The organism is Corynebacterium sp. ZY180755 (genome assembly GCF_054331495.1).
In genome coordinates this window covers 1,223,947-1,243,810 of the sequence record NZ_CM135811.1, presented here as the reverse complement: position 1 = coordinate 1,243,810, position 19,864 = coordinate 1,223,947, and the positions used below count along the sequence as shown (strand labels likewise).

The 19,864-nt window shown below is 53.0% G+C and carries 13 protein-coding genes and 3 rRNA genes; all 16 read right to left on the bottom strand.

Features of this window, described 5'->3' with window-relative positions; all coding sequences use genetic code 11:
* Positions 1 to 407: 407 nt before the first annotated feature.
* The 16 genes from ACXM2N_RS05765 to ACXM2N_RS05690 all read right to left on the bottom strand — a co-directional run bounded on the left by ACXM2N_RS05765 (position 408) and on the right by ACXM2N_RS05690 (position 19,781).
* Complete coding sequence (locus ACXM2N_RS05765; protein WP_458490881.1) at positions 408 to 677, bottom strand: hypothetical protein; 270 nt, start codon at positions 675 to 677, stop codon at positions 408 to 410.
* 407 nt (positions 678 to 1,084) lie between these two features.
* Positions 1,085 to 2,020: a copper transporter gene (locus ACXM2N_RS05760; RefSeq protein WP_458490879.1), complete on the bottom strand. Its 936-nt coding sequence runs from the start codon at positions 2,018 to 2,020 to the stop codon at positions 1,085 to 1,087.
* A 9-nt stretch (positions 2,021 to 2,029) separates the two neighbouring features.
* On the bottom strand, positions 2,030 to 3,223 hold the full coding sequence (gene steA / locus ACXM2N_RS05755) for a putative cytokinetic ring protein SteA (RefSeq protein ID WP_458491032.1): 1,194 nt from the start codon (positions 3,221 to 3,223) through the stop codon (positions 2,030 to 2,032).
* A gap of 83 nt (positions 3,224 to 3,306) precedes the next feature.
* On the bottom strand, positions 3,307 to 5,046 hold the full coding sequence (gene recN / locus ACXM2N_RS05750) for a DNA repair protein RecN (protein WP_458490877.1): 1,740 nt from the start codon (positions 5,044 to 5,046) through the stop codon (positions 3,307 to 3,309).
* Between the two features lie 57 nt (positions 5,047 to 5,103).
* Entirely contained in the window at positions 5,104 to 6,054 is a 951-nt protein-coding gene (locus ACXM2N_RS05745) for an NAD kinase (RefSeq protein WP_458490875.1), read from the bottom strand.
* A 4-nt stretch (positions 6,055 to 6,058) separates the two neighbouring features.
* Entirely contained in the window at positions 6,059 to 6,877 is an 819-nt protein-coding gene (locus ACXM2N_RS05740; RefSeq protein WP_458490873.1) for a TlyA family RNA methyltransferase, read from the bottom strand.
* 89 nt (positions 6,878 to 6,966) lie between these two features.
* A complete protein-coding gene (locus ACXM2N_RS05735; RefSeq protein ID WP_458490871.1) occupies positions 6,967 to 7,161 on the bottom strand; it encodes a hypothetical protein in 195 nt (64 codons plus the stop codon).
* On the bottom strand, positions 7,161 to 8,147 hold the full coding sequence (locus ACXM2N_RS05730) for an HAD-IIA family hydrolase (protein WP_458490869.1): 987 nt from the start codon (positions 8,145 to 8,147) through the stop codon (positions 7,161 to 7,163). The genes ACXM2N_RS05735 and ACXM2N_RS05730 overlap by 1 nt, the downstream gene beginning before the upstream one ends.
* Positions 8,148 to 8,219: 72 nt before the next feature.
* The gene (locus tag ACXM2N_RS05725) at positions 8,220 to 9,332 is read right to left on the bottom strand and encodes a hypothetical protein (RefSeq protein ID WP_458490867.1); all 1,113 of its coding nucleotides are present in this window, start codon (positions 9,330 to 9,332) and stop codon (positions 8,220 to 8,222) included.
* Between the two features lie 106 nt (positions 9,333 to 9,438).
* A 5S ribosomal RNA gene (rrf, locus tag ACXM2N_RS05720) occupies positions 9,439 to 9,555 on the bottom strand.
* A 121-nt stretch (positions 9,556 to 9,676) separates the two neighbouring features.
* Positions 9,677 to 12,765: ribosomal RNA gene (locus ACXM2N_RS05715) — 23S ribosomal RNA — on the bottom strand.
* Positions 12,766 to 13,209: 444 nt separating this feature from the next.
* Positions 13,210 to 14,736 (bottom strand): 16S ribosomal RNA (locus ACXM2N_RS05710).
* Together the 16S, 23S and 5S rRNA genes form the textbook arrangement of a ribosomal RNA operon.
* 578 nt (positions 14,737 to 15,314) lie before the next feature.
* Positions 15,315 to 16,595: a tyrosine--tRNA ligase gene (tyrS, locus tag ACXM2N_RS05705; protein ID WP_458490865.1), complete on the bottom strand. Its 1,281-nt coding sequence runs from the start codon at positions 16,593 to 16,595 to the stop codon at positions 15,315 to 15,317.
* A gap of 67 nt (positions 16,596 to 16,662) precedes the next feature.
* Positions 16,663 to 16,845, bottom strand: a complete 183-nt coding sequence (locus ACXM2N_RS05700; protein WP_458490863.1) for a Trm112 family protein — start codon at positions 16,843 to 16,845, stop codon at positions 16,663 to 16,665.
* 149 nt (positions 16,846 to 16,994) lie between these two features.
* Complete coding sequence (argH, locus tag ACXM2N_RS05695) at positions 16,995 to 18,428, bottom strand: argininosuccinate lyase (RefSeq protein ID WP_458490861.1); 1,434 nt, start codon at positions 18,426 to 18,428, stop codon at positions 16,995 to 16,997.
* 153 nt (positions 18,429 to 18,581) lie between these two features.
* Positions 18,582 to 19,781, bottom strand: coding sequence for an argininosuccinate synthase (locus tag ACXM2N_RS05690; RefSeq protein WP_458490859.1), 1,200 nt, complete (start codon positions 19,779 to 19,781; stop codon positions 18,582 to 18,584).
* Between the last annotated feature and the right edge of the window lie 83 nt (positions 19,782 to 19,864).

The window sequence follows — 19,864 nt, the reverse complement described above, 5'->3', positions numbered from 1 at the left end:
CTTACTTCATACGCAACGATCTGCCTAAAGCCACTGCGGAGGTTCTTCACCCGTGTAGCGCAGTGCTGAAGCAGATCGTCATGACCTACGGGCCTTCAGCTTAACATGCCCCGTCCCCAATAACAATTGGTGGACAGGTAATTATTACGTGATAAATCAACTAAAGATCAGAAAAACGTCGGTAGGGCCAATACCATTTCAGAAGAAGGCAGTCTGGACATCACTTGAAGAGGAGAAACCGCCCAAGGCTAAAAGACAGCTAGAGTAAATCAGCCCCATAGTGCTTATAAGTTAAGTAGGAGTTGTGGCCGGATAAGTAGTCAACAGCCTTCCGCGACCCGAAAAAACGCCCCCTATCATGAATAGCCTGCAAGTAGGCTGTTCATAATGGGGAGCGTCTCAACCTTCTACTTACCCAAAAGATCCTTCACTAGCGGACCAATGAATGGAATGTAGTAGAACTGGTATGAGCCCAGAGTGACACAGTATTCATCCCGGTAGATAAGATCGCTGACCAAAGTTCCGGTGTTGTAGAGCTTGCAAGCGATCCGAGTGCCGTACGGGCCACCGTATACCGGGACACCAGCAACGGAAGAAGATTCTTGCGCAGTTGCAGGAATCGGGGCGGCGCACGCGATCACCGTTGCCGCGATGGCTGCAGCGATTCGACGATTCATTTTCATAGCGTCTCCAAATGAGTTGAGCCAAGAGGTGGGAGCGAGCAAGAAGTTTCCCGCTTGGAAAAATAATACATCAGCTATCTGTTTTAAATATGGGAAATTGTCACGACTTAACAAACTGGGCGTGATGAATCATGCAAGTGCTACGGGCCGGTGAACTGTCTACGCTAATGGAGCGTGGAGCTGGCCTGCAGTGTGATCCTTAATGAGCCCTACCCCATGACCGCCCAGTCTTAACCCTGACCAGCTTTCAGGGGCTAGTTCGGTTCAGATCACCACGGTCTTTCAAGCACCGTCGTAGGCAACACCATCTACTCCACCACACTGTGATCAGCCCACTAAAGCGCGAAAAACGGCGGCGCGGTAGGACCGACGCCGCCGTTGAAAAAGCAGTTGTTCGTTAGTTAAGGAGTAGGAGAAGCTGCGTCCGCAGATGCAGCAGAACCGTACGCCCCTGATTCGCCGTCGAGTTGTTCTTTCACAGCTAAGACGGAAGCAACCTGCCCGACTACGGTATCCACTGAGTCCACAGTGGATACCGTTTCTCTGGCCACGTCGTTGGCCCGTAGTCGTCCCACTACACCGGTATCCGCGGCTGTGTGAATGCGGCCAGTAACCACTACGCCTGCCCCAACTTCACCAAGCGCTTTGGCAAAATTGACTTCAGCCGTAGCTACGTACTCATCATTAGATAGATCCTTATCACCGGTAACAATGACAATTGCTTGGGCGGGAAGGATTGTTCCGTCCTCGTAGTCAATGAAATCAGCCTCACGCAGAGCACGGAGGATGATCGCTCGCTCTTCAGTAGTCGACTGTGGTTGACTGGAGTCTGCATCGAGCATGAGTGCACTGCCGAGCGCTTCACCAGCGTGAGTACCGGCATCCAACTGGTCGGTGGACAACTGAGCCCCCGCCGGCAACGTGTTCGCAACGATACTCTTCAGCGCATCGGCGCCGTCTTGAGCAAAGAACTTCTCTTCGAGCTTGATGAAACCGGAATTTACCGCACCTGCGGATTCAAGGCGCTCGGTAACTGCGTCAATATCATCTTGGAAAGCATCAGCGCTGGCCAACACCAACACAGCACGGTCACTAAGTTTGTTCTCTAGGGTTTCTTCAGCAAGTAAATCAATGAAGCTGTTCGCTGTGCCCGCCTGAGACTCTGCAATCTCAGCCCGTTCTCTGTTTTGGTCACGCTCTTGAGTCAACTGATCTTGCGTAAAGTTCGCGCCACCTGGAAGGTTTGGGGTGATAACGTAATTGCTCAGCGCTACGCCTCCGGCAAGACCCAGCGCAAGTGCCCCCATAATGGCGCCTTTACTTGTTTTCCTTGGCACGTCTATCTCCTAGCTAAACAGACCTTGGAACCACACTACGAAGTTGTTCCATGTATCAATCAGGTTCTGGCTGAAGGAGCTATCACCACTAGTTCCAGCAATGACAACAATCACTGCCAACGCTACAAGAATGCCGAGGATAGCCCACAGCCAACCGAGTCCAGTTCCGGTGCGGACGGTGTAGAGATTCGAAATCGCGGCAGCATCCACTAGCTTTGGCCCGAGCTTTGTCCTAGTCAGCAAAGCGGCAGGCGAAGCTTCTTCCTTGCCCGCGAAAATCGCGTCTAGATTCAGTGGAGCACCGGCGTTAACGATCATTTCGGCTCCGTGGTACTCAGATAAGAGCAGCGCTAGATCAGTTGGTGAGTCAACCGCCGCAGGGAACGTCGTAGCGCCCACGCCTAGATCCTGAATTCGCTCGAGACCATTAGCGTGACCATCCGGATCTGCTGGTAACACTACGCGAGCACCACTACGCAGCGCTTCATTGCCAATATCAGCGGGATCGCCAACAATGAAGTCAGGTTTGTAACCAAGCTCAACCAAGGTGTCAGCAGCGCCTCCGACACCTATGAGTGCAGGCGTGTATTCACGAATAAAGTTTCGTAGATCTTTGACCTGGCTACGGTGGCCTATTCCAGGGCTTACAACTAACACTTTCCTACCACGGAGTAGCTCACCCGAATCAGGAATACCCAAGCCGTCAATCAGCAGTGGCGACTCGGAGTGAATAAACTGAATCGTGTTTCCGAAGTAGGCCTCCATATGGTCTACGAGTGACTGCTGAGCTTCACTGAAGTTTTTATCAGCAGTATCGAGGGTAAGCACCGTACCGGAGGCAACCATCTTGTCGCCACTGAATAATCCGCCGTCTTCGGTAATGCGGAGTTTCTTGCCATCCTTAAAACCAGACCAAATTTCAGCGCCGACGCCTTCAATAAGAGTGATGCCCTCGTCAAGCATCAGCTGAGGCCCGAAACTTGGAACGGCTCCGGAAGAGAAACTAGCCGCATTGATTACTGCTGCCGGCTTGGCGTCGATAAGCTTTTGGGCAAAAGCGCGAGAAATATCCTGCGCATCGATGACCGCTATATCGCCGTTACCTAGCTTTTTGAAACCTTTGCCGGTCACTTGGCAATCACGCGCTACGCCTTCGAAACCTGGCAAATCGGAAGATCGGGAGAACAGACTCATGGCAATAATTTTGGCGAATGTGTCTGCCAAATAAGGTTAGGCGCGCAGGAATTTCGACGTGGAAGTTTGTCTAAATTCTTATTTCCCCACCCTCATGCGCCGCGAAAAGTCTTAACTTCTTCTCGCGCAGTCTTCAACAGCTCTTGAGCGTGGGCTCTGCCAGTCTCTGTATTGTCCAAACCAGCCAACATGCGGGCTAGTTCCTCTACTCTGCGCTCATCAGTTAACGTCTCAACCCCAGATGTCACCGATGTGTCGGTGACATCCTTAGCTACGTGGAGATGTGTATCCGCGAAAGCCGCTACCTGAGGAAGGTGAGTAACTACGATGACCTGGTTCCTTTGCGCCAAGCGGGCAAGCCTGCGCCCAATTTCGACCGCCGCTTTGCCACCTACGCCAGCATCAACCTCATCGAACACCAACGTAGACCCAGAGCTCCCGGAAGAGAGAATGACTTCGAGTGCCAGCATTACTCGCGAAAGCTCGCCACCTGAAGCAGATGTAGCTAACTGTCGAGGCTCTGCTTGGGAATTTGCCGCTAGTTTGAACTCAATTTCGTCAGCTCCCCATGGGCCTGGTTCTACCTCACTGATATCCACAGCGAATCGAGCCTTAGGCATAGCTAAGCCGTGGAGCTCCTCTGTCACCTTGCCAGCTAGATCAGAAGCCGTGCGCACACGCGCAGCTGATAGCTTCTTGGCGGCGCCAAGCATAACCTTTTTTGCTTGCACAGTTTCTTTTTTTAACTGCTCCAGCGCTTCAGGTGAGATATCAATCTTGGCAAGCTTTCGAGCTGCCTTATCTCTCCACGCGATTACGCCCTCGATGTCAGGGGCATATTTCCGGGTAAGGCCCTTGAGATCCTGCTGACGTTGCAGTAATTTTTCAAGCTCTGATGAGTCCGCGGGTAGATCGGACATAAAGATGCCAAGCTCGCCTGCTACTTCCGACACAATCGCCGTCGCTTCGGACAGTCGAGAGGAAAGCTCTTTGAGGTCTTGATCCTCGCTATTACCTAAAGCTTGTTCAGCCTTTCCCAAAAGATCAGAAGCACAGGCTTCCTCCCCGGTCTCCCCGCTGATCTCCGCAAGAGCAGCTGATCCGTCCAAAGCAGCGAGCGCCGTCACTACTTGTTCTCTTAGCTCATCCACATCCTGTAGACGCTTGATCGAGGTGATGAGCTCTGCTTCTTCGCCAGGTTGAGGGTCGATGGTGGAAATTTCGTTGATAGCAAACTCTAAGCGATCTGCTTCCTGAGCCAGCTGGCGCTTGGAGGCCGTTCGCTCCTCCAGATCTCGAGCTAAGGTTTTCCAATGCTCGTACTTAACTCTGTAGTCAGCAAGAAGCTTTTCAATTTTTGGATCCGTACGGTCGAGGGCCTCCCGCTGCTTATCTGCTCCTAACAGGCGCAGCTGATCATTTTGACCATGAATGGTGAGCAACTCGCCCGAAAAATCGCCAAGGCTCGAAGCTGGGACTGCTCGGCCCCCGAGATAAGCTTTCGACCTACCAGAGGCATTGACTACGCGTGACGCGATGTATTCACCATTCTCGTCGACCTGGGCTCCCGTAGCTTCCGCTATCTCTGCGATCCGCTGCTTTGCAGACCCTGGAAGCGCATCAATAACAAAGCGCCCCTCCACGCTTGCTTGAGCAGAACCTGTGCGCACACGAGATGCATCAGCGCGGCCACCACTCAGAAGCCTGAGGCCGGTAACCACCATAGTCTTGCCGGCACCAGTTTCACCGGTCAAGACAGTAAGGCCATCACTGAGTTCAGCGGTGGCCTTTGGGATAACACCTAGATTCTCAATCGCAATATCGGCGAGCATAGGGACAATGGTACATCAACCAACCACTATTAACGAACATCCGTGCGAAAGAAACGACTAATAGTCTTGAACCTCAGATTCCGCCTCTGCAGATGGACCGCGCCACCCCTCAACAGGCAATCTCAGCTTGGTAACCAATCGATCAGTAAAAGGGCGATCGTCCAAACGAACCCACTTGACGCTTTTCTCTCCGCGAGTGACCTCCACACGCGCACCAGGAGGAACTGGGAGCTTCCTAAAACCATCCATGACTGCCATGGCGTCATAAGAATCTGGATTGCTTTCCACGGCAACCATGGAGTGCGGGCTCACAACTAGTGGCTTAGTAAACAGTGCGTGAGCATTATTTGGCACTACCAAAATAGCGTCCAGCTCAGGCCACAGCACTGGTCCGCCGGCTGAGAATGCGTAAGCAGTGGAACCCGTCGGTGTAGACACCAGCACGCCGTCGCATCCAAAAGAGCTCACTGGACGCCCGTCAACTTCCAAGATTGCATCTAAAACGCCGTTGCGGGTGCTGTTCTCAACACTGACTTCATTGAGAGCCCATCCTGAACCCAACTTTTTACCGCTAGCATCGCGCACTGTGACCTTAATGGTCATGCGCTCTTCAATCCGGTAATCACCTGACGTCACGCGATTCACAGCCTCGTTGAGGGATTCTTCCTCCCACTCTGCAAGAAATCCAACGTGACCAAGGTTAATTCCTAGAACTGGAATGTCTGCCGCAAACGATAAATCGGCAGCACGAAGGAAGGTACCATCACCGCCCAAAACCAAAACCAGGTCAATATCACGAACTGCGTTTTCATCACGAGGAACTCGTTCAAATTGGCTTAGGACAGGATGGGTTTCTATGACAGTATCTGCAGAGTGGGCACCGACTCTCACGTGGATGTCAGCATCATGCAGCAGCTCCGCGGTTAAAGCTGCGGATGCAACGTTGCGTGATCGACCGGTATGTGGGACAAGCAGTACCTTCTTTGGCGCCTTTATCTCTTGCACCATGATCTTAGGGACCTTCCTCCACAGCTCGCGATATCATCTCAACTAACTTATCTTCTGCCGGAGCCTGGTCTCCTCCGTCTTTCTTGAGCCACAAGAAGTATTCAACGTTGCCAGAAGGACCAGGCAGAGGACTTGCCACCACATCAATCAAGCTCAAGCCAAGCGTTTGTGCAAATCGTGCAACATCAGCAGTAACTTCTGCCCGCAACTGCGAGCTGCGGACGACTCCACCGCTGCCAAGCCGATCTTTTCCAACCTCAAACTGGGGCTTCACCATCGGTAATAAATCAGCACCATCGGATAAGGATTCAACGATGGCGGGGAGCGTGAGCTTCAACGAAATGAATGATAAGTCTCCTACCATCATCTCACACGGACCATCAGTCATTTCGGGAGTAAGGTGGCGGATATTTGTGCGATCCAACACCTTTACTCGATCATCATTTTGGAGACGCCAAATTAACTGGCCATATCCAACGTCAACCGCAACTACTTGTGAAGCGTTGCGGCGAAGAAGAACATCCGTAAAGCCACCTGTGGAAGCACCCGCGTCCAGTACTTTCTTCCCAGAAACTTTAAGTCCTTTAGGCTCAAAGTGCTCCAATGCCCCCAAGAGCTTATGAGCTCCACGGGAAGCCCAGTCATCCACATCAGCATTCTCAACCCTAATGGAGACGTCAGGGGTGACTTGAGTTGCGGGCTTAGAAGCCAACATTCCGCCTACGTATACACGTCCGCCGCGGATCATCTCTTGAGCCTGTTCCCTGCTGCGGGCAATTTTACGACGAACAAGCTCAGCATCAAGGCGGTATCGGCCAGCCACAAAGACTCCAGACTTCCAGAAGTGGTAATACAACTACTGTTGTATCAATTGTTTAACCAATTTAAACTACAACGCTTTGGCACTGAATGCTACTGAAGACCTTCGTGAAGAATATCGTGAGCTCGCGAGAGCATCTCAGCCTCTTCTTGCAGATCGGCAGGCACTGCTTCCAGAGCAGCGTTGAACCTGTCTTGGATTTCCTGCGGCGAAGCACCCAGCTCGCGAGGATCGTGAGGCTTAGGGGAATGCTGTGCCATCATGGATGGATTGGGTTCTAGGCTCATTATCTCCACTCTTTCAGTGCCTCTGTCGCTTTAGCCCCTTCTGGGATTACGTCGCCAGAAAACAGTGGCGAGGACCAAGCGGTAGCACAAGCCGTTCGGAAAGCATTCATGGCAGTGCCCTTCGGATCCCCTCCGGAGACCACGAGATCACCGTTGCCATTGATCACAGCTGAGAAACCACCTTGCTTGGCAGGCCGCAATTCGTCCACGGGGCCGTTTAGTGCTTGTAAGGAATCTGCCAAGAATGAAGGGCGTTCGGCCGGGCTAGCTCGGAGGACGTCGAAATGTCCTGAGACACCGGTAAGAACATGGAACGAGTCCATGCCAGCAGCGACACCTCCCGCAATATCGGTGTTTAGGCGATCGCCAATAGCCAGTGGTTTCTTGGAACCTACTTTGCCGGCCGCAGAAAGAAACATCGCTGGACCAGGTTTTCCAGCTGATTCAGGCGATACCCCCGTTGCGCTAACAACCGCGGCTACCATTGAGCCATTACCAACGAGAAGACCTCTCTCGCTTGGCAATGTGGTGTCTAAATTTGAAGCAAAGTAACGCGCACCGCCCCGGATTGAAAGCGCAGCTTCTGACATCTGTGCCCATCCTGTCTCAGGATTGTGGCCTTGAAGCACAGCACGTGGTGCGTCCGCAGCGGAGTCTACTACTTCCAATCCAGCCTCGGACGCCAGTGCCTTAAAAGAGTCTGAACCAAGAACGTAGACTTTGTCACCTTGCTCAAGGTGATGGAGCGCCATTTCAACTGCTGCTTGAGCCGATGTAATCACTTGGTCGTTAGCCGTTGGAATACCGAAGTCCGACAGCATTGAGGCAACATCAGAGGGACTACGGGAAGCATTGTTGGTGATGTACACAACTGGTACGGGAGAATTATTAATGACTTCCTGGGCGTGAGGCAGCAACTGCCCTCCTTCCCAGACCGTTCCGTCTAAGTCGAAAAGCCATGCATCGTACTCAGTTGCAAAACTCATGCACCTAACACTAGTAGATACAAGAAAATCCTCCTACCCACGGCAAAACCGTGCGTAAGAGGATTTTGTATCTTAGCCGAGTTCCTTCAATCGCTCTGCGGCGTCGAGGAGGCCATCCTCGTCCTGCTTATCAGCATTCTTGAACCAAGTGCGAGCCTCATCGATGCGGCCAGCAGTAGCTAATGCATCTGCATAGGCGTAAGAAAGTCGTGCCCAGGAAACACCCTTCTTAGAAGCATCAGGGCGTTCACGGTCTAGAGTCGTGACAGCAGAGTCAAGCTGACCCAAATCCTGACGAGCGCCGGCAATTACGATAGCGAGCTCGTGACGAGTTTCCTCATCCAACTCCTGCGGATCAATCTCTCGACCAATCTCGATTGCCTTTTCTGGACGGCCAAGTCCACGCTCGCAATCAGCCATCACAGCAATGAGCCCTGGGCCACCGCTCATACGACGAGCTGCACGAAGCTCAGAGAGCGCTTCCTTCCACTCGCCAGCGTGGTAAGCAGCGATACCTGCGGTTTCACGAACGACTGCGACACGACCTGCACGATCCTTAGCTGCGCGAGCGTGACGTAACGCTAGTTGTGGATCGTCTGCCAACCAGGTAGCCACCATAATGAGGTGCTTAGCAACTGCATCGGCATTCTCGTTAGATAGAACGCGAAGATCCTGGAGGACTAGAGGATCTAGATCTTTTACGTCGATATCGCTTGGTAAATCCGGCTCGTTAGCGCGCTTAGCCATTCGCTCATCGCGGTAACCGTTGCGATGTGGACCGGATTTATTGTGATCACGGTTCTTGCCGCCACGCTGGGCGTGAGAACGTCCCTTGGCACCGTAACGCTTCTGGCCTTCCTGATTGCCACGTTCAACGCGATTCTCATTGCGCTTGCCATGGCCATTACGACGGTCATCGCGATCGCCGTAGGAACGGCGCTCATCACGGCTGTCATTGCGTTCGCCATAACTCCTGCGATCATTGTCGCGTCGGTCGTTGCGCTTACCGTAGCGGCGTTCACCGTCATGGCTGTCCCGATTGCCGTAGCCTACGCGGTCGTTTCGATCGTTGCGGTGACCGTAGCGACGCTCGCCATCGCCCCGGCCACTGGAGCGACGATCACTGTTGCCGCGATGTCCGCGGTTACCGCCAGAGCGGTTGTTACGGGATTCGAAATCAGCCATTGTTACTAGTCCTAAAATATCTAATCAAAACGAAAGAGCGTGTGTAGTGACAAGGGTACTACCTTGTATCACTACACACGCTCTTGTCGTTCACTTTTAAGTTTTTGGTCGGCGGTGACTTACTCTCCCACACCCTCCCGAGTGCAGTACCATCAGCGCTGTCGGGCTTAGCTTCCGGGTTCGGAATGGGACCGGGCGTGGCCCCGACGCTATAACCACCGACACATCTATTACTGAGTGTGGACACAACCGCCTTGGTGGGGTGTGTTGTGTTGTGTCAGATACTGCATAGTGGACGCGTAGTTGCTTCTAGTTTTTGTTCTTGGTTGGTTGTGGGTTTGTTGTTGGTTGTTTGTTGGTAAATTAGTACCAGTCGCCTTCACACCTTGCGGTGCTTCCAGGTCTGGCCTATCAACCCCATAGTCTGTGGGGTACCTCAAATGAAACCTTATCTTAAAACAGGCTTCCCGCTTAGATGCTTTCAGCGGTTATCCCTTCCGTACGTAGCCAACCAGCTATGCCCCTGGCGGGACAACTGGCACACTAGAGGTACGTCCGTCCCGGTCCTCTCGTACTAGGGACAGCCTTTTTCAAGTTTCAACGCGCGCGGCGGATAGAGACCGAACTGTCTCACGACGTTCTAAACCCAGCTCGCGTGCCGCTTTAATGGGCGAACAGCCCAACCCTTGGGACCTACTCCAGCCCCAGGATGCGACGAGCCGACATCGAGGTGCCAAACCATCCCGTCGATATGGACTCTTGGGGAAGATCAGCCTGTTATCCCCGGGGTACCTTTTATCCGTTGAGCGACACCACTTCCACTCGTAGGTGCCGGATCACTAGTCCCTACTTTCGTACCTGCTTGAGCTGTCGCTCTCACAGTCAAGCTCCCTTGTGCACTTACACTCAACACCTGATTGCCAACCAGGCTGAGGGAACCTTTGGGCGCCTCCGTTACGTTTTAGGAGGCAACCGCCCCAGTTAAACTACCCACCAGGCACTGTCCCCAACCCAGATCATGGGCCAAGGTTGAGATGCTCAATTCGATCAGAGTGGTATTTCAACTTGCGACTCCGCATCACCTAGCGATGATGAATCAACGTCTCCCACCTATCCTACACAAACCGAACCAAACACCAATACCAAGCTATAGTGAAGGTCCCGGGGTCTTTTCGTCCTGCCGCGCGTAACGAGCATCTTTACTCGTACTGCAATTTCACCGGGCCTGTGGTTGAGACAGCAGGGAAGTCGTTACGCCATTCGTGCAGGTCGGAACTTACCCGACAAGGAATTTCGCTACCTTAGGATGGTTATAGTTACCACCGCCGTTTACTGGGGCTTAAATTCTCCGCTTCGCAACCAACAAGGGTTGCTAACAGGTCCTCTTAACCTTCCAGCACCGGGCAGGCGTCAGTCCGTATACATCAACTTCCACGTTTTCGCACGGACCTGTGTTTTTAATAAACAGTCGCTTCCCTCTATTCTCTGCGACCACCACCAGCTCAACCAGTCTGTCACCAGCAGTGGTCCCCCTTCTCCCGAAGTTACGGGGGCATTTTGCCGAGTTCCTTAACCACAGTTCACCCGATCGCCTTAGTATTCTCTACCTGACCACCTGTGTCGGTTATGGGTACGGGCCATATGTGCACTCGCTAGAGGCTTTTCTCGGCAGTACAGGATCACCAACATCCCCAACAAATGGGTACGCATCACGCCTCACCCTTTAATGTGGCACGGATTTACCTATGCCACGGGCTGCACGCTTACACCACAATCCAATAAGTGGCTCGGCTACCACACTGCGTCACCCCATCACTTGGCTACTACCAACGAAGGTCCCACGCACACACACACCACAACTAATCAAAGAAAAGCAGTGGTAGTGGGTGGGTGGTTAGTACCATTGATTCACCACTGGGCGCGCACACACGGGTACCAGAATATCAACTGGTTGTCCATCGACTACGCCTGTCGGCCTCGCCTTAGGTCCCGACTCACCCTGGGAAGATTAGCTTAACCCAGGAACCCTTAGTCATTCGGCGGATAAGTTTTTCACTTATCATTCGTTACTCATGCCTGCATTCTCACTCGCACACACTCCACACCCGCAGGTTACCCTGGTGCTTCACAGTCGTGCACGACGCTCCCCTACCCAACAACACCAAAGTGGTGTTATTGCCGCGGTTTCGGCGGTGTACTTGAGCCCCACTACATTGTCGGCGCAGAACCACTCGACCAGTGAGCTATTACGCACTCTTTCAAGGGTGGCTGCTTCTAAGCCAACCTCCTGGCTGTCTTCGCGATCCCACATCCTTTTCCACTTAGTACACTCTTAGGGGCCTTAACCGGCGATCTGGGCTGTTTCCCTCTCGACCAACGGAGCTTATCCCCCGCAGTCTCACTGCTGTACTCTCACTTTGACCGGCATTCGGAGTTTGGCTGACATTGCTAAGATTGTGGTCCCGCTCAACCAACCAGTAGCTCTACCTCCGGCAAGAAACATACAACGCTGCACCTAAATGCATTTCGGGGAGAACCAGCTATCACGGAGTTTGATTGGCCTTTCACCCCTACCCACAGCTCATCCCCTCAGTTTTCAACCTAAGTGGGTTCGCGCCTCCACAGCATCTTACTGCTGCTTCACACTGGCCATGGGTAGATCACCCCGCTTCGGGTCCAGAACATGCCACTCACACACCCTTATTAGGATTCGCTTTCGCTACGGCTACCCCACCCGGGTTAACCTCGCGACATGCCGCTGACTCGCAGGCTCATTCTTCAAAAGGCACGCCATCACCCCACAAGGAGGCTCTGACGGATTGTAAGCACACGGTTTCAGGTACTATTTCACTCCCCTCCCGGGGTACTTTTCACCATTCCCTCACGGTACTCATCCGCTATCGGTCACACTGAGTATTTAGGCTTACCGGGTGGTCCCGGCAGATTCACAGCAGATTCCACGAGCCCGCTGCTACTCGGGAACACAATCAAAAAACACCATCATGCTTTCACGTACGGGACTCTCACCCACTACGGTAGACCATTCCAAGCCACTTCCGTTAACACAACAAGCAATTTTCCAGCAGTCGGTAGCCCACTGACGATCATGCCCCACAACACCACACACGCAACCCCTACCAGGTATCACACGCACATGGTTTAGCCTCATCCACGTTCGTTCGCCACTACTAGCAGAATCACAATTGTTTTCTTCTCCTACGGGTACTGAGATGTTTCACTTCCCCGCGTAACCCCCACAACAGCTATGAATTCACTGAAGGGTAACCGCACATAACCACGGCCAGGTTTCCCCATTCGGACATCCTCGGATCAACGCTCTATTGGCAACTCCCCGAGGCTTAACGCAGCCTTACACGTCCTTCATCGGCTCAGCATGCCAAGGCATCCACCGTGTGCCCTTAACCAAACAACACAACAAACAGATACTCACAAACAAAAAACACTAAGAACAAAAAAGAATAGAATCTTTTCACTCAAAAAAATGAAGAAAAAACATATTCACACACATCACAATCAAAAAACACAATTTTTGACCACGATGAAAATGCAAAAAATACGCGTCCACTATACAGTTCTCACACAACACACCAACCACAACAACCACCAACACAAACCGTGCCGATACTTATTATCGTTGGCCACAGGAACAAACAATGTTGCCCCAGACACCCAACAGCATGCCAACCACTTCAAACTTATTTTGTCTTTTTATAACGTTGACTTTAAAAGACTTAACTGAACCAGGCACCACCGGAAACAATCAGTGTTTCCCAGTCATGACACCTTTGGGTGTGCTCCACCCGGATAAATATGCCGCACGGTAACCACCATGCGGACTTAAAATAATGCTCCTTAGAAAGGAGGTGATCCAGCCGCACCTTCCGGTACGGCTACCTTGTTACGACTTCGTCCCAATCGCCAATCCCACCTTCGACCACTCCCTCCACAAAATGTGGTTAGGCCATGGGCTTCGGGTGTTACCAACTTTCATGACGTGACGGGCGGTGTGTACAAGGCCCGGGAACGTATTCACCGCAGCGTTGCTGATCTGCGATTACTAGCGACTCCGACTTCATGGGGTCGAGTTGCAGACCCCAATCCGAACTGAGGCCGGCTTTCAGCGATTCGCTCACCCTCACAGGCTCGCAGCGCGTTGTACCGACCATTGTAGCATGTGTGAAGCCCTGGACATAAGGGGCATGATGATTTGACGTCATCCCCACCTTCCTCCGAGTTAACCCCGGCAGTCTCTCATGAGTCCCCGCCATAACGCGCTGGCAACATAAGACAAGGGTTGCGCTCGTTGCGGGACTTAACCCAACATCTCACGACACGAGCTGACGACAACCATGCACCACCTGTACACCAGCCACAAAGGGAAGATACATCTCTGCACCCGTCCGGTGTATGTCAAGCCCAGGTAAGGTTCTTCGCGTTGCATCGAATTAATCCACATGCTCCGCCGCTTGTGCGGGCCCCCGTCAATTCCTTTGAGTTTTAGCCTTGCGGCCGTACTCCCCAGGCGGGGCGCTTAATGCGTTAGCTACGGCACAGAAGTCGTGGAAGACCCCTACACCTAGCGCCCACCGTTTACGGCATGGACTACCAGGGTATCTAATCCTGTTCGCTCCCCATGCTTTCGCTCCTCAGCGTCAGTTACTGCCCAGAGACCTGCCTTCGCCATCGGTGTTCCTCCTGATATCTGCGCATTCCACCGCTACACCAGGAATTCCAGTCTCCCCTACAGCACTCAAGTTATGCCCGTATCGCCTGCACGCCCGAAGTTAAGCCCCGGGATTTCACAGACGACGCGACAAACCACCTACGAGCTCTTTACGCCCAGTAAATCCGGACAACGCTCGCACCCTACGTATTACCGCGGCTGCTGGCACGTAGTTAGCCGGTGCTTCTTATACAGGTACCGTCACAAAACGCTTCGTCCCTGTCGAAAGAGGTTTACAACCCGAAGGCCGTCATCCCTCACGCGGCGTCGCTGCATCAGGCTTGCGCCCATTGTGCAATATTCCCCACTGCTGCCTCCCGTAGGAGTCTGGGCCGTATCTCAGTCCCAATGTGGCCGATCACCCTCTCAGGCCGGCTACCCGTCGACGCCTTGGTAGGCCATTACCCCACCAACAAGCTGATAGGCCGCGGGCTCATCCCTAACCGAAAAAACTTTCCACAACCAACACTAAATGGCTGTCCTATCCGGTATTAGACCCAGTTTCCCAAGCTTATCCCGAAGTTAGGGGCAGATCACCCACGTGTTACTCACCCGTTCGCCACTCGAGTACCCAAGCAAGCTTGGGCCTTTCCGTTCGACTTGCATGTGTTAAGCACGCCGCCAGCGTTCGTCCTGAGCCAGGATCAAACTCTCCACAAAAAATAAGTTAAAAAACCTATTAGGCTTCGTGAAAAGCCCAACCAAAACTGGCAAAAAACAAACAACCAGCACAAACAACACAACGTTGTTCACAAATGATTGTCCAAAAAAATAAATAGATGAAAAACAAGAACACAATCCGACGAGGAAAAACTGCTCTTGCACGCTTCGTCACAACTAAGCGGGAACCATCCAACGTTAATTCAACATGATTAACAAGGGCGAAAAAACAACAACCCTTGCCGGCCACACCAAACAACAAGCCCCACAAAGCCAACAAAACAAAATAAAAAGTACATTGGCACACTATTGAGTTCTCAAACAACACACCCACTCAAAACCACACAACCACACAACATGATCGAAAGCTTCAAGGGAAATGATTACCGTCCCGCTCGTTTTCCTCCCGCCATCTCCTGCAATCAGGGGGCGCTGTCGGTCGCGGCGACTCACATAAAGTTACACCCCACTGTTGTTTCACACAAATCCGCAGGTAACGATGCATTTTAGTAAACACTAAGAAAGCCGCCCTTCATTTCACTAAGGGAAATGAAGGGCGGCGAAAAGTTTTTTAGGACTTATCCAAGCTTTGCTCCGGCAAAGTTCTTCTTGCCCTTGCGGAGGACGAGCCAAGAACCGTGAAGGAGATCATCGTTGTGCGGCTCCCAGTCATCGGATTCGATTCGCTGATTATTAACGTAGGCGCCGCCTTCCTTGATTGTTCGGCGTGCGGCTCCCTTTGAATCCACCAACCCCGTTGCTACTAGTAGATCAACAATGGTGCGTGGTTCATCGGCTGCGATTTCCGCGACGCTGGTTTCAGACAGTGCGCCCGCTAAAGTGGCCTCGTCAAGTTCAGTTAGTTCAGCTTTGCCAAAGAGAGCTTGAGCGGCTAGCTCCACTGCCTTCGTCGCATCCTCACCATGAACCAGATTGGTCATCTCCTGAGCAAGGCGACGCTGGGCCTCTCGCTTGAATGGTCGCTCGGATACAGCTACCTCGTACTCCGCAATCTCCTCTTGTGACAGGAATGTGAACCAACGCATGTAGTCGATAACTACAGAGTCACCAGCGTTGAGGAAGTACTGGTACCAGGAGTACGCACTGGTCTTTTCCGGATCCAACCACAGTTTTCCACCACCGGTGGACTTACCAAATTTCTGCCCCTGAGCGTCCGTGACCAATGGCACGGTCAAAGCGTGGACCTTAGCTCCGTTGACGCGTCGGTTGAGATCAACACCGGAAACAATGTTTCCCCACTGATCACCACCACCGATCTGGAGAACACAGTCGTACTCATTGTGCAGCGTCACGTAGTCGTTAGCTTGCAGGAGCATGTAGGAAAACTCGGTGTAGGAAATGCCATCGGATTCCAGGCGTCGCTTAACGGTGTCACGATCCAGCATCGTGTTGAGTGAGAAGTTCTTGCCCACATCGCGCAGGAAGTCAATCACGGACATCTTCATGGTCCAGTCAGCATTGTTGACCATGATTGCGTCGTTGTTATTCTCCGATCCCTCGAAGTCAACGAACTTCCTAAGCTGGCTCTTGATAGCCTCAAGGTTGTGCTCGAGCGTTTCCTGGGAAAGCATTGACCGCTCTCCTACATCACGAGGATCACCAATGAAGCCTGTGGCTCCGCCGGCGAGGGTCAGTGGGCGGTGCCCGGCTTGCTGGAATCGCTTCAGCATGATCAGTGGCACCAAGTGTCCAGCATGCAGGGAGTCTCCGGTTGGATCAAACCCACAGTAGAGAGTAATTGGGTTTTCACATGCTTCGCGTAGTGCGTCCAGATCGGTGGACTGGTTGATCAGGCCACGCCAGGAGAGTTCGTCGATAATGTTGGCTGAGGAAGACATTGTTAGGTCAGCTCGTTTCTTGATAACTAAGGGATTGTTAGGCAAAAGGAGTTTTGGTGTTACCTGTTTACGCTTGCTGTGGCGGCCACGGGGTGGCTTCATCGATGAGCAACACTGGGATGTTGTCCTCAATACGATAGGCAATACCTAGGCGCTCGTTGATCAGCACCTGCTTTTCCTCGTTGTAAGTCAGGGGCCCCTTGTCCTTAGGGCACGCAAGGATCTCTAACAATTGTGGATCAAGACTCATGTGTTGAAACATTACCTCATGGTAGATAGAAAGTGGTGCCCAACTCCCCTGTTGAAGTTCGTAGCTTCGCCACTTTACTGAGAACGATAACGAGTGAGGCCGTGAACATCGTTGAATGGATGTTCACGGCCTCACGCAGCCTGCTTTTGCTAGCCAACTACTTTCGTGTTTGCCCACTCACGATACTGGGCATTGAGCTCGTCAACGCGTCCACGCTGCTCGTCGACGCGAACCTGGGCCGTGCCACCGCGGGTGGCACGGGATGCGACAGCGCCTTCGACCGTGAGAACGTCGCGCACTGCTGGCGTAAGGCGTTCGTCGACACTCTTGAGCTCGTCGTCAGTGAGCTCATCAAGGCCGACACCACGGGATTCGGCGATACGTACGCAGGCTCCGGATGCCTCGTGTGCCTCTCGGAACGGTACGCCCTCGCGAACCATCCATTCGGCTAAGTCAGTAGCCAAGGTGTAGCCGGCTGGTGCGAGCTCCAGCATTCGGTCTGGGTGGAATACCAACGTGGAAACAAGACCGGTCATGGCTGGTAGCAACAAGTTAAGCTGCGCTACCGAATCGACGATCGGCTCCTTATCTTCCTGCAAGTCACGGTTGTATGCCAGAGGCATTGCCTTCAGGGTTGCCATGAGGCCAGACAGATTACCAATCAAGCGACCAGACTTGCCTCGGGTAAGTTCAGCGACGTCTGGATTCTTCTTCTGCGGCATGATCGACGATCCAGTAGACCAAGAATCATGCAGAGTGATGTAACCAAACTCCGGAGTGGACCATGCGATAATTTCTTCCGCCAAACGGGACATGTCTACACCTATCTGTGCCAAAACGAAGGCGGTCTCCGAGGCAAAATCGCGCGAGGATGTAGCGTCCAGCGAATTATCCGCTGCAGAATCAAAACCCAGCTCCTGGGCAATAGCCTCAGGGTTCAGCTTCAAGGAAGAACCCGCGAGCGCACCAGAACCGTACGGGCTTACAGCTAGGCGCTTGTCCAGATCCTGGAGTCGTTCAATATCGCGAAGCAGTGGCTGCGCATGCGCGAGTAAAGAGTGTGCAAGAAGCACTGGCTGGGCTGCTTGGAAGTGGGTTTTACCCGGCATGATTACGCCTGGATGATCAGCAGCCTGCTTACTCAGGGCCTCTACGAGGTCAGAGACCTGAGCGGCTATGTCACGGATGGCGTCGCGAACCCACATGCGGAACAAGGTTGCAACCTGATCATTGCGGGAACGGCCGGCACGGAGGCGGCCACCTACTTCAGGGCCGACAATATCAATGAGGCCTCGCTCCATGGCTCCATGGACGTCCTCGTCAGTTGGCTCTGGACCAAACTCGCCTGAGGCAACGGCCTCGCCGAGCTTGGTCAGGCCGTCCAACATGGTCTCGAGGTCGGCGTCGGAAAGCAGTCCTGCGGAGTGGAGAACCTTCGCGTGCGCCTTGGATGCCAGAACGTCATACGGCGCGAGTACCCAGTCAAAATGCGTGGATACGCTGAGGGCAAACATTGCTTCAGACGGACCGCCGGAGAATCGACCGCCCCATAGGGCGCCTTGATTAGTGCCGTGCTTTTCCATGTGTTATGCCTGATTCCTTAAAGCTATTTTAGTGAAAATCGAGTACCTAAAGTCTGTCACACCTTGGCAAAAGCGACCAAGCCTTCCCCACTATCGCGAGGCGAGACTTGGCCGCTTTCCTAAAGGTGTATGAATGCGCTGAGAAAGGACAGCTTAGCGTGCGTCACGATCGCGCTTGTTTGCGATCTTGGAAGACAGGCCGTGAAGCTCAACGAAGCCCTTTGCCAGGGTCTGGTCGAAGGTGTCGCCCGTGTCGTAGGTCGCTAGGTTGAAGTCATACAGGGAGTGGTTGGAACGGCGGCCGTTGACAACGCAAGCACCTGCGTGGAGAACCATGCGGATGTCACCGGTGACGTGCTCCTGAGTAGACTCGATGAACGCATCAAGAGAGCGCTTCAGCGGGCCGTACCAGAGGCCGTCGTAGACCTCTTCAGACCAGCGGCCGTCGATCTGGCGCTTGTAACGAGCGAGTTCACGCTCAACCGTGACGTCCTCAAGTGCTTCGTGTGCCTTGATCAGAGCGATGGCACCTGGTGCCTCGTAGACCTCACGGGACTTGATGCCCACTAGGCGATCCTCAACCATGTCTAGGCGGCCAACACCCTGAGCACCTGCACGACGGTTCATTTCCTCGATAGCTTCGAGAACGGTGACCTTGCGGCCATCGATGGCAACTGGAACACCAGCCTCGAAGGAGATGATCACTTCATCTGGAGCATTACCCAGTGCAGGGTCTTCGGTGTAGGAGTACAGGTCCTTGGTTGGTGGATTCCACAGATCCTCAAGGAAGCCGGTCTCGACTGCGCGACCCCACACGTTCTGGTCAATGGAGAACGGAGAAGCGGCGGATTGCTCAATCGGAAGGTTGATTTCTTCAGCGAACGCAATAGCCTTGTCGCGTGTCCACGCGTAGTCACGTGCAGGGGCGATGATCTCCAACTCAGGTGCAAGGGAACGGAATCCCACCTCAAAGCGAACCTGGTCATTGCCCTTACCGGTGCAACCATGGGAGATGTGAGTACCCCCATGCTCCTTAGCGGCCTCAACGAGGTGCTTCACGATCAGGGGGCGAGAGATAGCAGAGACAAGTGGGTACTGCTTCATGTACATGCCGTTTGCCTTGATGGTTGGCAGGCAGTACTCATTTGCGAACTCATCCTTTGCGTCGATAACAATGGACTCAACTGCACCACAGTCAAGCGCACGCTGGCGAACGCTCTGCATATCCTCGCCACCCTGGCCAAGATCCAAGGAAACTGCTACAACCTCACCGCCGGTCATCTTTGCGAGGTAAGGAATTGCAACGGAGGTATCGAGGCCGCCGGAGTATGCGAGCACTACGCGGTTAGTCATTTAGGTTTTCTCCTACTGAAATGAAGTAATGAAAGATATTTAGCACTGCTTTTGACAGTACTTATTGTTGCTCATTGCATTTT

What these genes read in the sequence shown, in the direction of transcription:
- ACXM2N_RS05700 (WP_458490863.1), bottom strand. Translation starts at nt 16,845, where the DNA reads ATGAGTCTTGATCCACAATTGTTAGAGATCCTTGCGTGCCCTAAGGAC.
- ACXM2N_RS05765 (WP_458490881.1), bottom strand. Translation starts at nt 677, where the DNA reads ATGAATCGTCGAATCGCTGCAGCCATCGCGGCAACGGTGATCGCGTGC.
- ACXM2N_RS05735 (WP_458490871.1), bottom strand. Translation starts at nt 7,161, where the DNA reads ATGAGCCTAGAACCCAATCCATCCATGATGGCACAGCATTCCCCTAAG.
- argH (WP_458490861.1), bottom strand. Translation starts at nt 18,428, where the DNA reads ATGGAAAAGCACGGCACTAATCAAGGCGCCCTATGGGGCGGTCGATTC.
- ACXM2N_RS05690 (WP_458490859.1), bottom strand. Translation starts at nt 19,781, where the DNA reads ATGACTAACCGCGTAGTGCTCGCATACTCCGGCGGCCTCGATACCTCC.
- tyrS (WP_458490865.1), bottom strand. Translation starts at nt 16,595, where the DNA reads ATGTCTTCCTCAGCCAACATTATCGACGAACTCTCCTGGCGTGGCCTG.
- recN (WP_458490877.1), bottom strand. Translation starts at nt 5,046, where the DNA reads ATGCTCGCCGATATTGCGATTGAGAATCTAGGTGTTATCCCAAAGGCC.
- ACXM2N_RS05725 (WP_458490867.1), bottom strand. Translation starts at nt 9,332, where the DNA reads ATGGCTGATTTCGAATCCCGTAACAACCGCTCTGGCGGTAACCGCGGA.
- ACXM2N_RS05730 (WP_458490869.1), bottom strand. Translation starts at nt 8,147, where the DNA reads ATGAGTTTTGCAACTGAGTACGATGCATGGCTTTTCGACTTAGACGGA.
- ACXM2N_RS05745 (WP_458490875.1), bottom strand. Translation starts at nt 6,054, where the DNA reads ATGGTGCAAGAGATAAAGGCGCCAAAGAAGGTACTGCTTGTCCCACAT.